The organism is Aeromonas bivalvium, assembly GCF_000819765.1.
Taxonomy (GTDB): Bacteria; Pseudomonadota; Gammaproteobacteria; order Enterobacterales; family Aeromonadaceae; genus Aeromonas; species Aeromonas bivalvium.
Window position 1 is genome coordinate 268,938 of record NZ_CDBT01000063.1, and the last position, 13,367, is coordinate 282,304.

Consider the following 13,367-nt stretch of genomic DNA (forward strand, 5'->3'; position numbering starts at 1 on the left):
GAGTATATCAAGCAGGCATTCATTCTGTCCCCGAGTTATCCATGGCCAAAAATAAAACAGCTTACGTCTGCTCCGAGTGTGGTGCCGCCTTCAGCCGCTGGCAGGGCCAGTGCGGCGAGTGCAAGGAGTGGAACACCATCACTGAGGTGCGCCTTGGCAGCGTCACGCCGGGCAAGGGGGCACGTTATGGCGGCTATGCCGGCGCGGTCGGCAGCCAGGTGCAGACCCTGGCCGAGATAGCGACCACAGAGATCCCCCGCTTCTCCTCCGGCTTCAAGGAGCTGGACAGGGTGCTCGGCGGCGGCGTGGTGCCGGGCTCGGCCGTGTTGATCGGCGGCAGCCCGGGGGCGGGCAAGTCGACCCTGCTGCTGCAGACCATGTGCGGCCTGGCGGAGCGGATGAAGACCCTCTATGTGACCGGGGAGGAGTCATTGCAGCAGGTGGCGATGCGGGCCAACCGCCTCGGCCTGCCCACCGACAAGCTGCGGATGCTGTCCGAGACCAGTGTCGAGCAGATCTGTCTCATCGCCCAGCAGGAGCAGCCCCAGCTGATGGTCATCGACTCCATCCAGGTGATGCATGTGGCGGACGTGCAGTCCGCGCCCGGCTCCGTCTCCCAGGTGCGCGAGGCGGCCGCCCTGCTCACCCGTTACGCCAAGCAGAATCATGTGGCCATCTTCATGGTGGGCCATGTCACCAAGGACGGCACCCTGGCGGGCCCCAAGGTGCTCGAACACTGCATCGACTGTTCCATCATGCTCGATGGCGGCCATGACTCGCGCTTTCGCACCCTGCGTTCCCACAAGAACCGCTTCGGCGCCGTCAACGAGCTGGGGGTGTTTGCCATGACGGGGCAGGGGATGAAGGAGGTGAGCAATCCCTCGGCCATCTTCTTGAGCCGGGGCGAGGAGCAGGCGCCGGGCTCCATCGTCATGGTGATCTGGGAAGGCACCCGGCCGCTGCTGGTGGAGTTGCAGGCGCTGGTGGATTACTCCCAGCTCTCCAACCCGCGCCGGGTGGCGGTGGGCATGGATCACAACCGCCTCGCCATGCTGCTGGCGGTGCTGCATCGTCATGGTGGCTTGCAGATGGCGGATCAGGATGTGTTCATCAACGTGGTGGGCGGCGTCAAGGTCGAGGAGACCAGCGCGGATCTGGCCCTGCTGCTGGCCATGGTATCGAGCTTTCGCGATCAGGCACTGCCCAAGGATCTGGTGGTGTTCGGCGAGGTGGGGCTCTCCGGCGAGATACGTCCCGTGCCCTCCGGTCAGGAGCGGCTGCAGGAGGCGGTCAAACACGGTTTTCGCCGCGCCATCGTGCCCCATGCCAATGCCCCCAAGCATGCCATCGAGGGGATGGAGGTGGTGCCGGTCAAGAAGCTGGCCGATGCCCTGGAGGCGCTCTGAGGGTGCAGGAGAAACGAGAGAGGGCGCCGCGGCGCCCTCTTTGCATTTCTGACGGCAACCGGCGTGCCGGTCAGGGATGGGGGTGATCCAGGTGCTCGGCCAGCAACTGTTCCAGCTCCCGGTGCAGCAGGGCCTCGTCCCCCACATTGAGTTCGATCATGCGCTTGAGGTGAGTGGCGCTGTCGATATCCATGTGATGGCAGTAAAAACCGAGGCGATCGCCCTCTTCATGGCTCAGCTCGACCTCCATGGTCAGCACTATGTCGCTGCCCGCCAGACGGAAACTCAGGCGATAGTCCCGATCCTGCCCCGAGTGCCAGTCGGTGGGGCGCACCAGCAGGGCGCCCTGCAGGGAGACATCGACCAGCTGGGTGGTCCAGCTCTGGGCCCCCTGACTCAGGCTGGCCAGGGTGGCGTAGAGTATGCGTGAGAAGTGGCGGCGCTCTGTCATCATCATGTCCTGCTTGGAGATCCTGACCCTGAGTGTAACCCAGACGCCAACCCGGAACGTTGCGCTGGTGCCAAGATTGCACTCAACCGGGTTGACCGCTCAGGGTTTCGACCACATGCAGGGCGCTGATCAACCTGTCCTCGTATTTGAATCTGTCCTCCAGGACTGGCCCCAGCTTGTTGAGATCCTCATCCAGGCTCAACAGCTGCTCTTCGCTGGCATCGCTGTATTTGTCATTGAACTCGAGGGCAAATTCGGTGCAGCTGCGGATACGGGGGTAGATGCGCTTGGCCAGCTCCAGGCTGTCGCCACTGGCCTGTTCGAAGGCATTCACCACATGGTGATAGATCTCGAAATGCCCGGCGCTGACATAGTCGACCAGCTGTTCGCAAAACTGCTGCAGTTCGGGACAACCGGGAAGGCAACGTTGCTGCTTGCTGCGGGAGGGGCTGAGCCCGGCGAGGCGGATGTACTCGACCAGCAGGGCCTGCCTTGCCTCGAGCCAGTCATCGATCGCCTTGTGCTTTCCTGTCAGTGCGCGCTTGGTCTTTTCCAGTTCAGTTAACATAGTCCCTCCGTGGGGCATAGACTGGGAGCATTCTGGCTCCGGCGTCCTGAGTGACGACAGCAAGGGCCATCAGGCAATGGGATCTTGGCTCGGCCTCGTATTGTAAGGATATTGTTACCTCATCCAGGGGGAGCGTGACAAGTCCCTTCCATGACAGGGGCTGTTTTCGCGCGGTTGCGGTCAGAATAAGCCGCATCCTGGCTGGATCTGTGACTTTTTTCTCACTTCTTGATGAAAAGCCCAGCATTTGAGTCGGGCCTCGGGATAAAGCCTTTGCCTGAGTCTTTTTTTTTGCATAGAGTGACCAAGTGCTAAATGCCCGATCATAAAGGAAATGTTATGAACAAAGCTCAACTTGTCGATGCGATTGCCGCCAAAGCGGATCTGAGCAAGGCTCAGGCGAAAGTGGCCCTGGAAGAGATCATCAATGGTATCACCCAGAGCCTGAAAGAAGGTGATGCAGTCCAGTTGGTAGGGTTTGGCACCTTCAAGGTGAACCATCGCGCTGGCCGTACCGGTCGCAACCCGCAAACCGGTAAAGAGATCCAGATTGCCGCCGCGAACGTGCCCTCCTTTGTGGCCGGCAAGGCACTCAAAGACGCCGTCAAGTAATCTTCCAAAACCCGGCGCCCGCCGGGTTTTTTCTTCCTTCTGTCACCGCTTTTCGTTTCGGATACACTCAAGTTATACAGCTTGCTGTAGTGGAGGTAGACGATGGAACAGAAAAACGCCATTCGGCAGGTTGCCGTCCCCTGGGCTCCGTCCCGTCAACTTCCCCCTGGCCTGGTGGTGGCAGAGCTGCATCAGGACGTATGGAGCGATGCCCTGACCGTGGTGCTCGGCCGTGCCCGCAGCATAGACTTGCCCCCCCAGATCCTGTGTCGCGTGCACTTTCGCCATATCCTGGCGGTGCGGGTGATGGAGGATTGCGATCTGGCGGAGGGTAAGGATAGCCATGCCATCGAGGAGCAGATCCAGCTCATCACTCCATCCCGCTTCGCCAGCTGGTTTCATCAGGAATCCGATGGCCTGCATCTGGACGATGACATCCAGCACTACCGCATCTCGACCTGGGATTATTGCGCCGATGTGCTCACCTCCCATGCCCCCGAGCTGCAGTTTGTCGATCCCGAGCCATGATGGCGCCGCCATGATAGAAAAAGGGGCATCAAATGATGCCCCTTTTTGATGGGAGTCCCGAGGATCAATCCACATAGAAGGTCTGCTGAAACTTGAGGGTCTCCTGCCGGCCATCCGCCATGATGTTGATGGTGAACTGATAGGTATCCTCGTTGCGATAGGGCAGCACCGCCAGATAGTAGATGGCGTCTCCCTCCTTGACCTGCTGGAAGCTGAGGGTGCGCAGGGTACCGGTCAGGTTCTTCGCCTGCCCCGTCATGCCCACCGCCAGTGCCTTGCCGCTCTTGTCCTGCACCGCAATGTTGAGGATGCCGTTGTAGCGGCTGCGCTCCAGCCCGTAGGCCTTGGCGACCTCAGGGGTCAGGAAGCTGGAGTTGAAGGCGTTATAGTGCACCTGCCAGGGGCCCAGGGTTTGAGACTGCTCCGCCCGCAGCGGCAGCGTCATCAACAGGGTCAGCAGGAAAACCCATGCTGTTTTCATCGCGTCATCCTTCTCATCGAATTAGCTTGGGGTCGTGGCAAGCAGGGCGGCTATTTCAGCCGGGACCTGTCTGGGCGTCTCGATCGCCACCGTCTTGTGGCGACCGAGCTCGCCACGCAACAGGCGAACCTGCCCCTTGGCGACCCGGAACTGTTTGGCCAGAAACCTGATGAGGTGGGCATTGGCCTGCCCATCCACCGGCGGCGCCGTGATGGCGACCTTCAGCTCCTCACCATGCAGGCCGACAATCTGATCCCGGCTCGCCTTGGGCTGGATGACCAGGTGCAGCACCAGGACATCGCTTTGCCAGGCGACGGCCGCCATCAGATCATCCACCACAGCTGACCAAACAGATCACCCAATAGATAGTTTATGGCCTGCAGGCCGATAAAGGCGACCAGCACGGAAAGATCCAGGCCGCCCAGTGCCGGCAGTATGCGGCGGATGGGGGCGAGGAAGGGTTCGGTGAGCTGGTGCATCACGTACTCGATGGGGTTGCGGCCCTGGCTCACCCAGCTCAGGATGGCGCGGATCAGCAGGATCCAGAAGATCATGGAGCCGGCCTTCTTCAGCACGGTCAGCAGGGCGAACAGGCTCAGGGTCAGCCAGTCGGCGACCATGACGTTCAGGGTCTTGAGCAGGGCCAGCTTGGCGAAGGCGATCAGCAGCGCCAGCACCACGGAGGCGAGATCCAGCCCCCCCAGACCCGGAATGATCCGGCGCAGGGGCACCACCAGCGGATTGGTCAGCTTGACCACCATCTGGCTCATGGGGTTGTAGAAATCGGCACGGGCCCACTGCAGCCAGACGCGCAGCAGCACCACCATGAGGTAGAGATCGAAGACGGTATTAATCAAAAAGTAAGCAGTGTTCATCTGAACTCCTGGTTTAGAAAAGGGTTTCCATCTCGGCGGCGCGAGCGACGGCCGCCTGCATGGCCTGGGCGGTGAGCGGCATCAGCCCCTGCTCCTGGAAGGTGCGCACGGCTTCGGCCGTGGTGCCTCCCTTGCTGGTCACCTGCTCGCGCAGGGCCTGCAGCGACAGCTGGGGATTCTGCTCGACCATGGCTGCGGCGCCCAGCGCGGTCTGTTGCACCAGCAACCTGGCCTGCTGCGGGCTGAAGCCCATGGCCTCTGCCTGTTCGGCGATGGCCTGCATGAACAGGAAGAAGTAGGCTGGGGCGCTGCCGGCGGCCGCGATGACGCCATTGATGCCGGCCTCCTGCTCGACCCAGAGGGTCTTGCCGACGGACTGCATCAGCTGCTCTGCGTACAGCCTGTCCTCTGCATCGATGGCGGCGGGGGCATAGAGGCCCGTCATACCAAGGCCGAGCAGGGAAGGGGTGTTGGGCATGGTGCGGATGATGCGTGGGTGGCCGCCGGCCATGTCGCTCAGGCGTTCGATCCGGATCCCGGCGGCGATGGAGATGAGCAGCTTGCCCTCAAGGGAACCCAGCTCGGACACCAGCTGCGCCAGCATGGTGGCCATCAGCTGGGGCTTGACGGCCAGCACTATGACCTCGCTCGCCCTGGCGGCCTTCGCATTATCCTGGGTGATGCCGATGCCAAATTGCTGCGCCAGCTCGTCGAGCTTGGGGCGGCTAGGGTTGGCGGCAAGGATCCGATCCGCCGGATAACCCGCTTGGCGAAGGCCGGCTATGATGCTGCGGCTCATGTTACCCGCCCCGATGAAGGCAATACTTCTCTGTTGCATCAAGCTCTCCTGCTGATGATGTCTGGGTATGTCGAGTTCGCTTGCGTCCCGCAGGGGGGGCGGCGACGCCTGTGTGTGGCCTGCGTGCCTCATGAATAGTCGCGGGCCCCGAAGATGGCGGTGCCGACCCGGACCATGGTACTGCCATGCAAGATGGCGGCCTCCAGATCCTCCGTCATGCCCATCGAGAGGGTATCGACCGTGGGATATTGTTGCGCAAGCCGGGTGAACAGAGCCTGCATGCTCTGCATCTGTTGCCCCAGCACGTCCGGGTCCTGGGTGTGCTGGGGGATGGCCATCAGGCCGCGCAGCCGCAGCCGATCCGACTGTGCGACCAGCTGGGCCAGCCGGAAAATCTCTGATTCAGATGCGCCGGATTTGCTACTCTCTCCACTAATATTGATTTGCAGACAGATATTTAGCGGTGCAAGTTGCGCCGGCCTCTGCCGGGCGAGGCGCTCGACAAGCTTGTCTCGATCGACGCTTTGCACCCAATCGAACCGCTCTGCCACCAGCCGGGACTTGTTGGACTGCAGGGGACCGATGAAGTGCCATTCAATATCGGCGAAGTCGCCCTGGCTGCGCAGGGCATCAATCTTGGCGCAGGCCTCCTGGGCATAGGATTCGCCGAAGCGGCGCTGCCCGGCCTGGTAGGCGTCACGGATGGCCTCGACGGGTTTGGTCTTGCTGACCGCGAGCAGGCGGATGTGGGCAGGGTCTCGTCCGGCCGCTGCGGCGGCCTGCTCCATGCGTGCCCTGACCCCTGTCAGCTGTTGCAGAATCTGGCTCATATTTCGTTAACTGTCTTGTGATGGGAGAATGACAAGTCTATGGATATCACAGAGTTATTGGCCTTTAGTGTAAAACATAACGCCTCGGATCTACATCTCTCGGCCGGGGTGCCACCGATGATCCGGGTTGATGGCGAGGTGCGCAAGATCAATTTGCCGGCGCTGGATCAGCGAGAAGTCCATGCCCTCATCTACGACATCATGAACGACCATCAACGCAAGGAGCTGGAGGAGAACCTGGAGGTCGACTTCTCGTTCGAAGTGCCCAACATGGCGCGCTTTCGGGTCAATGCCTTCCAGCAATCCCGGGGGGCCGGGGCCGTCTTTCGCACCATTCCGAGCACAGTGCTGACCCTGGAGGATCTCGATGCTCCCGAGATCTTCCAGAAGATCGCCGAGTATCCCCGCGGCCTGGTGCTGGTGACCGGGCCGACCGGCTCGGGCAAGTCCACCACGCTGGCGGCCATGGTCAACTACATCAACGAGAATTTCCATCACCACATCCTCACCATCGAAGATCCCATCGAGTTCGTGCACGAGAACAAGCGCTGCCTGGTGAACCAGCGGGAGGTGCACAGGGATACCAGAAGCTTCGCCAACGCCTTGCGTTCGGCGCTGCGGGAGGATCCGGACATCATACTGGTGGGGGAGATGCGCGATCTGGAGACCATACGCCTCGCCATGACGGCGGCGGAGACAGGTCATCTGGTATTCGGCACCCTGCACACCTCGTCGGCGGCCAAGACCATAGACAGGATCATCGATGTCTTCCCCGGATCGGAGAAGGACATGGTGCGATCCATGCTGTCCGAATCCCTGCGGGCCGTCATCTCCCAGACCCTGCTCAAGCGGATCGGCGGCGGCCGGGTCGCGGCCCACGAGATCATGCTGGGCATCCCGGCGGTGCGCAACCTCATCCGGGAAGACAAGGTGGCCCAGCTCTACTCCGTGATCCAGACGGGGATGGTGCACGGCATGCAAACCATGGATCAGAGCCTCAAGCAGCTGGTGGGGCGCGGCACGGTGGCGTCGCTGGATGCCAAGGCCAAGGCGGTGGATCCCAACTCTATCTAGGAGCGCGTATGACACTCGAGTCGCTGTTGGCACAACTGGTTGAACGGCAAGGTTCGGATCTGTTCGTCACCGTGGGCAGTCGCCCCATGGTCAAGGTTGATGGTCGGCTGCAGCCCATCGATGAGGCCCAGCTCGATGAGGAGCAGACCCTGGCCCTGATCCGGGAGACCCTGAGCCCGGACCATCTCGCGCGCTTCATGGCGACTCAGGAGGCGAACTATGCCATCCACAGGCCGGGCCTTGGCCGGTTTCGGGTCAGCGCCTTCTGGCAACAGGCGTTGCCCGGCATGGTGCTGCGCCGGATAGAGACCCGCATCCCCACCTTCGAGGAGCTGGGCCTGCCCGACATCCTCAAGGAGATAGGCATGGCCAAGCGGGGGCTGGTGCTGTTCGTCGGGGCGACCGGCACCGGCAAAACCACCACCCAGGCCGCCATGATTGGCTATCGCAATCAACACAGCGAAGGCCACATACTGACAGTGGAAGATCCGGTGGAGTTCGTGCACCGGCACGGTCGCAGCCTGATCACCCAGCGGGAGGTGGGAATAGACACGGCCTCATTCGATGTCGCCCTCAAGAGCTCGCTGCGTCAGGCGCCGGATGTGATCCTCATCGGCGAGGTCCGCAGCGCCGAGACCATGGCCTTCGCCCTGCAGTTTGCCGAGACGGGGCACCTGTGCCTCGCCACCCTCCATGCCAACAACGCCAACCAGGCGATCGATCGCATCCTGCACCTGGTGCCGACCGAGAAGCACCGCCAGCTGCTGTTCGATCTCTCCTGCAACCTGAGGGGCATCATAGCCCAGCAACTGGTGCCGGCCCTCGATGGCGGGCGACGTTGCGCCGTGTTCGAGGTGATGCTCAATACCCCCATCATCAGCGACATCCTCCGCAAGGGGGAGATGCACCGCCTCAAGGAGGTGATGACCCGATCCCCTGAACTGGGGATGCAGACCTTCGATCAGGGCCTGTTCCAGCTGTTCATGGCGGGGCGCATCGGCCTTGCCGAGGCGCTGGCCCATGCGGATTCGGCCAACGATCTGCGCCTGCAGATAAAGTTGTCCGGCAAGGGGCCCCTGGATTCTGGTACGCTGGAGGGCGTGACTGTGGATGAATAGGGGCCGCCGGCCCCTCCCTTGAGATAGGATCGTTATGCTGATTGTGGTTTCCCCGGCCAAGACGCTGGATTTCGAGTCGCCGCTGGCGACCGCCCGTTTCACTCAACCCGAACTGCTGGATCACTCCGCCCGTCTGATTGAACGAGCGCGGCAATTGAGCCCGGCCCAGATTGCCAGCCTGATGAAGATCAGCGACAAGCTCTCCGGCCTCAATGCCGCCCGCTTTGCCGAGTGGCAGCCCGATTTCTCCCCGGCCAACGCCCGCCAGGCGATCCTGGCCTTCAAGGGGGATGTCTACACCGGGCTTGCGGCCGAGGATTTCGAGGAGGGGGATTTTGACTTCGCCCAGGCGCATCTGCGCATGCTGTCCGGGCTCTACGGGGTGCTGCGTCCCCTCGATCTGATGATGGCCTATCGTCTCGAGATGGGGATCCGGCTCGACAACGAGCGGGGCAAGGACCTCTACCAGTTCTGGGGCGACATCATCACGGAGCAGCTCAATCGCGCCCTGGCCGCCCAGGGGGACGACGTGCTGATCAACCTGGCTTCCGACGAGTATTTCAAATCGGTGCGCCCCAAGGCGCTCAAGGGCAGGATCGTCACCCCGGTCTTCAAGGACGAGAAGAACGGCCAGTTCAAGATCATCAGCTTCTACGCCAAGAAGGCGAGGGGCATGATGGCCCGCTACATCATCAAGCACCGCCTGACCCGGGTCGAGCAGCTGACCGGTTTCGACAGCGGCGGCTACCGGTTCGTGGCCGAGGAGTCCGGCGACGGCACCCTGATGTTCAAGCGCTCGGAAAATTAATTGAAATAGCAGGGAACCAATCACTGGCCCCCGGGTCTTAATATGTGAATCCTCTGTTGTAAGCACTTTTTATTCGCCGACGTTAATACGTCGGCTTTTTCTTGCCTGTTCGCCGCCGTTGTCGGCACGTTCTGCCACAAAGACAGTTGCCTCATCCCGCACGCGAAGACGAAAACGGCCATCCGAAGATGGCCGTGCACAGGCAGAATGAGCGCGCGGAAGGCGCGATTATTTCTTTTTCTTCTTCGCCGATTTCTTCTTGGCATCCTTCGGCTTTTTCTTCTTCACCGGCACCCGGGCTTCCTTGTGCTTGGGACGCAGGGTGTCGATGACCCGACGCTTGAGCCGCTCTTCGGTGTAGCGCTCTATCTTGGCCACCATGGCCATGTCGTGGGCCTCCACCAGGCTGATGGCACAGCCACGGTTGCCGGCCCGACCGGTGCGACCGATGCGATGCACATAGACATCGGTGCCATAGGGCATGTCGTAGTTGATGACATGGCTGACGTTGGGCAGGTCGATGCCGCGGGCGGCGACGTCGGTGGCGATGAGGAAGGGCACTTCACCCTCGTGGAACTTGCGGATCGACTCAATGCGCTTGCTCTGCTCCATCTCGCCACGGATCCAGGCGCAGGAGACACCGGCCGCCTGCAACTGGCCGGAGAGCTCGGCCAGCCGCTCGCGGGTACGAACGAAGACGATGGCCTTCTGGGTCTCGGGATCCTTGAGGATATGGGTCAGCAGCGCCAGCTTGTGGGCGGCGTCGTCGGCCAGGTGGATCCACTGGGTGATCTTGCGCCGTTCGCTGCGGGGCGGCTCGGCATGCAGCTCGACGGGCTCGTTGAGGATCTCGTTGGCAAATTTCTCCAGACCCGCCCCCTCCAGGGTGGCGGAGAACAGCATGGTGTGCTTGCGGTAACGCGCCTCGGCCACGATGCGGTTCACGTCCTTGATGAAGCCCATGTCCAGCATGCGATCCGCCTCATCCAGCACCAGCACCTCGATGTCGTGGCTCTCGAACTCCTCCTTGTCGATGTACTCCAGCAGGCGGCCCGGGGTGGCGACCACAATGTCCGTGGTCTTGGTCAGTGCCGGCAGCTGCTCTTCATGGCTGACGCCGCCTATGATGGTCTCGATGCTCAGATGGGTGTGCGCCGCCAGCGCCTTGGCATGGGCGGTGATCTGCAGGGCCAGCTCGCGGGTCGGGGTGAGGATCAGCATGCGGCACGGCCCCGGCTTGCGGCGCGGGAAATCCAGCAGATGCTGCATGGCCGGCAGCAGGAAGGCGGCCGTCTTGCCGGTGCCAGTGGGCGCAGAAGCCAGGATGTCACGACCCTCCAGTGCGGGCTCAAGCACCATCTGTTGAATGGTGGTGGGACGGGTGAACCCCATCTCGGCCAGGGCCCGGTTGAGGGCTGGATTCAGGTCGAAATCATCAAAGGATTGGCTCATGGCAATGCTCGGTCATTAAGGAAACGGCAGATTATAGGCGATTATGCCGTCGTCTCCTATGGCTGGCGGCGGGAACTGGCTATAATCCCCGACCCTTTTTCGTCAGAGCGGGAAACAGATGAGCCCAAGCCGTGGTTTTACCTTCAAGCAGTTTCATATCGACCATGACCGCTGTGCCATGAAGGTGGGCACGGATGGCATACTGCTCGGCGCCTGGGCGCCCGTTGAGGGAGCCAGGCGGGTGCTGGACATCGGCAGTGGCAGTGGCCTCATCGCCCTGATGCTGGCGCAGCGCAGCGGCCCCGATTGCCAGATCACGGGAGTCGAGCTGGAGGCGGCGGCGCTGGCCCAGGCGCGGGAAAACGTGGCGGCGTCGCCCTGGGCGAGTCGGGTGCAGATGAGGGGGGGAGCCATCCAGCAGCATGAGGCGCCGCCTTATGATCTCATCGTCTCCAATCCGCCCTATTTCGGTGCCGGGCAAGGGTTCGAGGATCCCGCCAGGGCCCAGGCGCGCCACCGGGGCTCCCTGGACAGCCGGGACTTGCTCGATGCCTGTGATCGTCTGCTCGCCCCTCGGGGACGGGTCGCCCTGGTGCTGCCGACGGCGCTGGCTGATGAAATAATATCCAGTTTGCCGCACTATGATCTGCACGAACTTTGTTATACAGCTGTTATCACCAAATCCGGAAAAGCGGCAAATCGTGTTTTACTGCTGCTAGGCAGAGAATTAAACAGGTGTGAGCGGGGTGAAATTGTGATCCATTCTGCTGATGGTGGCTATTCCAACAGATATATCCAACTGACCGCCCCCTTCTATTTGAAGATGTAAATTTCGTCTTGAACTATTTTTTCACATCATTATGCTGGCACTTAAATGAGCACCCGCCCAAGACCAGCCAAAACCACTGGTCGTGATGAAAAAACGCGCGGGGCTCCTTTTTTTTACCCGGTGAGTTTCCGGGGCGATGACCAATAAAAAACTATAACAAGCAATAGTTTACAAGACAGACGAGGTTGAACTTGACGAAATCACTGACATTATCTGATGTGCTCGGATTGGGCTTTATGACCTTCGCCTTCTATCTGGGCGCCGGCAACATCATCTTCCCGCCCCTGGCGGGTTTCCTCGCTGGCGAGAACATGACCCTGGCCATGTTTGGCTTCCTGGTCACCGCCGTGGGTCTGCCGCTCATCACCATACTGGCCGTCGCCAAGGCGGGTAACGGCTGGGCCGGCATGACCAAGCTGCTGCCCGTCGGCATCGCCAGTGCGCTGGCTGTCGCCATCTATATCATCATAGGCCCGGCCTTCGCCGCCCCCCGTACCGGCCTGGTGGCCTACGAGATGGGTCTCAAGCCCTTCCTGGGCGAGATGGGTGCCCAGGGCCTGCTGATCTACACCCTGGTCTTCTTCGGTGCTGCCATCCTGGTCTCCCTCAATCAGGGTCGTCTGATGGATGCCATCGGCAAGTTGCTGACCCCGGTGCTGATGCTGTTGCTGCTGGTGCTGGCCATCGGTGTGTTCGTGGCGCCCCAGGGCACCATGCCTGTCGCAGTGGCCGACTACCAGAATGATGCCTTCATCAAGGGGATCCTCGAGGGGTACAACACCATGGATACCCTGGCCTCCCTGATGTTTGGCGCCCTGATCGTCGATATCCTGCGCAAGAAGGGCATCAATGACTACCAGAGCCAGTTCAAGTATCTGGCCATCGCGGGCGTGATCTCCGCCATCGGTCTGGCCGTGGTCTACATCTCCCTGTTCCAGCTGGGCAACTCTGCCGCCGGTGTGGCGACCGATACCAGCAATGGTGGCGCCATCGTCAGCGCCTATGTGCTGAGCCTGTTCGGTCAACCGGGCCAGTTCATCCTGGCGGCCATCATCACCCTGGCCTGCTTCACCACCGCCGTGGGTCTGATCTCCGCCTGTGCCGACTTCTTCCACAACCTCACCGGCATGGCGTATCGCAAGCTAGTGGTGATCCTGGGTGCCGCCTGCGCTCTGGTAGCCAACGTGGGTCTGAGCCAGCTGATCAGCCTCTCCATCCCTGTGCTGGTTGCCATCTACCCGGTCGCGGTCGCCCTGGTGCTGGTCACCTTCCTGAAGGGGTATTTCGGTCGTCCCCGCCTGACGTTCCGTCTGGTGCTGGCCGTGGCCTTCCTGTTCGGTTGCCTGGATGGTCTGGGCGCTGCCGGCATGAAGATGGATGCCTTCGCCTTCCTGCCGCTGTTTGACAAGGGATTGGCCTGGTTGCTGCCGACCCTGGTGGCCTGTGGCCTGGGCGTCATGGTGCGCGGCAACGCGGGCCAGGTGAGCGACGCGACCGCCTGATCCCGACCCGCTTCCCCAATAAAAAGAGCCAGCA

16 protein-coding genes are annotated in these 13,367 nt (G+C 61.5%); 8 read left to right on the forward strand and 8 right to left on the reverse strand.

Features of this window, described 5'->3' with window-relative positions:
• Positions 1-41: 41 nt before the first annotated feature.
• Complete coding sequence (radA, locus tag BN1119_RS19340) at positions 42-1,406, forward strand: DNA repair protein RadA (RefSeq protein WP_042002107.1); 1,365 nt, start codon at positions 42-44, stop codon at positions 1,404-1,406.
• A 70-nt stretch (positions 1,407-1,476) separates the two neighbouring features.
• Here the strand turns inward: radA and BN1119_RS19345 are convergent, their stop codons facing one another.
• Complete coding sequence (locus BN1119_RS19345) at positions 1,477-1,857, reverse strand: PilZ domain-containing protein (protein WP_042002304.1); 381 nt, start codon at positions 1,855-1,857, stop codon at positions 1,477-1,479.
• Positions 1,858-1,939: 82 nt separating this feature from the next.
• Positions 1,940-2,425, reverse strand: a complete 486-nt coding sequence (locus tag BN1119_RS19350) for an Rsd/AlgQ family anti-sigma factor (protein ID WP_042002110.1) — start codon at positions 2,423-2,425, stop codon at positions 1,940-1,942.
• A gap of 339 nt (positions 2,426-2,764) precedes the next feature.
• On the opposite strand from BN1119_RS19350, the gene hupA reads away from it, so the two are divergent.
• Positions 2,765-3,037 (forward strand): nucleoid-associated protein HU-alpha, encoded by a 273-nt coding sequence (hupA, locus tag BN1119_RS19355; protein WP_005305063.1) that lies wholly within the window; start codon positions 2,765-2,767, stop codon positions 3,035-3,037.
• A gap of 102 nt (positions 3,038-3,139) precedes the next feature.
• Positions 3,140-3,565 (forward strand): hypothetical protein, encoded by a 426-nt coding sequence (locus tag BN1119_RS19360; protein ID WP_042002116.1) that lies wholly within the window; start codon positions 3,140-3,142, stop codon positions 3,563-3,565.
• Positions 3,566-3,629: 64 nt separating this feature from the next.
• Here BN1119_RS19360 and BN1119_RS19365 read toward each other — a convergent pair whose 3' ends face one another.
• The 5 genes from BN1119_RS19365 to BN1119_RS19385 all read right to left on the reverse strand — a co-directional run bounded on the left by BN1119_RS19365 (position 3,630) and on the right by BN1119_RS19385 (position 6,550).
• The gene (locus tag BN1119_RS19365) at positions 3,630-4,046 is read right to left on the reverse strand and encodes a DUF4426 domain-containing protein (RefSeq protein ID WP_042002119.1); all 417 of its coding nucleotides are present in this window, start codon (positions 4,044-4,046) and stop codon (positions 3,630-3,632) included.
• 21 nt (positions 4,047-4,067) lie between these two features.
• Positions 4,068-4,370, reverse strand: a complete 303-nt coding sequence (yggU, locus tag BN1119_RS19370) for a DUF167 family protein YggU (protein WP_042002121.1) — start codon at positions 4,368-4,370, stop codon at positions 4,068-4,070.
• A complete protein-coding gene (locus tag BN1119_RS19375; protein WP_042002125.1) occupies positions 4,370-4,921 on the reverse strand; it encodes a YggT family protein in 552 nt (183 codons plus the stop codon). Before BN1119_RS19375 ends, yggU begins: the two co-directional genes overlap by 1 nt.
• Before the next feature lie 13 nt (positions 4,922-4,934).
• A complete protein-coding gene (gene proC, locus BN1119_RS19380; protein ID WP_042002128.1) occupies positions 4,935-5,759 on the reverse strand; it encodes a pyrroline-5-carboxylate reductase in 825 nt (274 codons plus the stop codon).
• 89 nt (positions 5,760-5,848) lie between these two features.
• Entirely contained in the window at positions 5,849-6,550 is a 702-nt protein-coding gene (locus BN1119_RS19385; protein WP_042002131.1) for a YggS family pyridoxal phosphate-dependent enzyme, read from the reverse strand.
• Positions 6,551-6,589: 39 nt separating this feature from the next.
• On the opposite strand from BN1119_RS19385, the gene tapT reads away from it, so the two are divergent.
• From tapT to yaaA, 3 genes are read left to right on the forward strand one after another with little or no spacing between them, the layout of a single operon-like run.
• A complete protein-coding gene (gene tapT, locus BN1119_RS19390; RefSeq protein ID WP_042002134.1) occupies positions 6,590-7,624 on the forward strand; it encodes a type IVa pilus ATPase TapT in 1,035 nt (344 codons plus the stop codon).
• Positions 7,625-7,632: 8 nt separating this feature from the next.
• Positions 7,633-8,742, forward strand: coding sequence for a PilT/PilU family type 4a pilus ATPase (locus BN1119_RS19395; protein WP_042002137.1), 1,110 nt, complete (start codon positions 7,633-7,635; stop codon positions 8,740-8,742).
• Positions 8,743-8,776: 34 nt separating this feature from the next.
• Positions 8,777-9,550 carry a peroxide stress protein YaaA gene (yaaA, locus tag BN1119_RS19400; RefSeq protein ID WP_042002140.1) on the forward strand — a complete coding sequence of 258 codons (774 nt, stop codon included), beginning with the start codon at positions 8,777-8,779 and terminating at the stop codon, positions 9,548-9,550.
• Between the two features lie 228 nt (positions 9,551-9,778).
• Here yaaA and srmB read toward each other — a convergent pair whose 3' ends face one another.
• Complete coding sequence (gene srmB, locus BN1119_RS19405; protein WP_042002143.1) at positions 9,779-11,002, reverse strand: ATP-dependent RNA helicase SrmB; 1,224 nt, start codon at positions 11,000-11,002, stop codon at positions 9,779-9,781.
• A 118-nt stretch (positions 11,003-11,120) separates the two neighbouring features.
• Between srmB and BN1119_RS19410 the strand changes: the two genes are divergently transcribed.
• Together BN1119_RS19410 and brnQ are read left to right on the forward strand one after the other, a co-directional pair.
• Entirely contained in the window at positions 11,121-11,831 is a 711-nt protein-coding gene (locus BN1119_RS19410; RefSeq protein ID WP_042002146.1) for a tRNA1(Val) (adenine(37)-N6)-methyltransferase, read from the forward strand.
• 191 nt (positions 11,832-12,022) lie between these two features.
• Positions 12,023-13,333 carry a branched-chain amino acid transport system II carrier protein gene (gene brnQ / locus BN1119_RS19415; protein WP_084205579.1) on the forward strand — a complete coding sequence of 437 codons (1,311 nt, stop codon included), beginning with the start codon at positions 12,023-12,025 and terminating at the stop codon, positions 13,331-13,333.
• The last annotated feature ends 34 nt before the right edge of the window (positions 13,334-13,367 follow it).

What these genes read in the sequence shown, in the direction of transcription:
- BN1119_RS19350 (WP_042002110.1), bottom strand. Translation starts at nt 2,425, where the DNA reads ATGTTAACTGAACTGGAAAAGACCAAGCGCGCACTGACAGGAAAGCAC.
- yggU (WP_042002121.1), bottom strand. Translation starts at nt 4,370, where the DNA reads ATGGCGGCCGTCGCCTGGCAAAGCGATGTCCTGGTGCTGCACCTGGTC.
- BN1119_RS19345 (WP_042002304.1), bottom strand. Translation starts at nt 1,857, where the DNA reads ATGACAGAGCGCCGCCACTTCTCACGCATACTCTACGCCACCCTGGCC.
- radA (WP_042002107.1), top strand. Translation starts at nt 42, where the DNA reads ATGGCCAAAAATAAAACAGCTTACGTCTGCTCCGAGTGTGGTGCCGCC.
- hupA (WP_005305063.1), top strand. Translation starts at nt 2,765, where the DNA reads ATGAACAAAGCTCAACTTGTCGATGCGATTGCCGCCAAAGCGGATCTG.
- BN1119_RS19375 (WP_042002125.1), bottom strand. Translation starts at nt 4,921, where the DNA reads ATGAACACTGCTTACTTTTTGATTAATACCGTCTTCGATCTCTACCTC.
- yaaA (WP_042002140.1), top strand. Translation starts at nt 8,777, where the DNA reads ATGCTGATTGTGGTTTCCCCGGCCAAGACGCTGGATTTCGAGTCGCCG.
- BN1119_RS19365 (WP_042002119.1), bottom strand. Translation starts at nt 4,046, where the DNA reads ATGAAAACAGCATGGGTTTTCCTGCTGACCCTGTTGATGACGCTGCCG.
- srmB (WP_042002143.1), bottom strand. Translation starts at nt 11,002, where the DNA reads ATGAGCCAATCCTTTGATGATTTCGACCTGAATCCAGCCCTCAACCGG.
- proC (WP_042002128.1), bottom strand. Translation starts at nt 5,759, where the DNA reads ATGCAACAGAGAAGTATTGCCTTCATCGGGGCGGGTAACATGAGCCGC.
- BN1119_RS19360 (WP_042002116.1), top strand. Translation starts at nt 3,140, where the DNA reads ATGGAACAGAAAAACGCCATTCGGCAGGTTGCCGTCCCCTGGGCTCCG.
- BN1119_RS19410 (WP_042002146.1), top strand. Translation starts at nt 11,121, where the DNA reads ATGAGCCCAAGCCGTGGTTTTACCTTCAAGCAGTTTCATATCGACCAT.
- tapT (WP_042002134.1), top strand. Translation starts at nt 6,590, where the DNA reads ATGGATATCACAGAGTTATTGGCCTTTAGTGTAAAACATAACGCCTCG.
- BN1119_RS19395 (WP_042002137.1), top strand. Translation starts at nt 7,633, where the DNA reads ATGACACTCGAGTCGCTGTTGGCACAACTGGTTGAACGGCAAGGTTCG.
- BN1119_RS19385 (WP_042002131.1), bottom strand. Translation starts at nt 6,550, where the DNA reads ATGAGCCAGATTCTGCAACAGCTGACAGGGGTCAGGGCACGCATGGAG.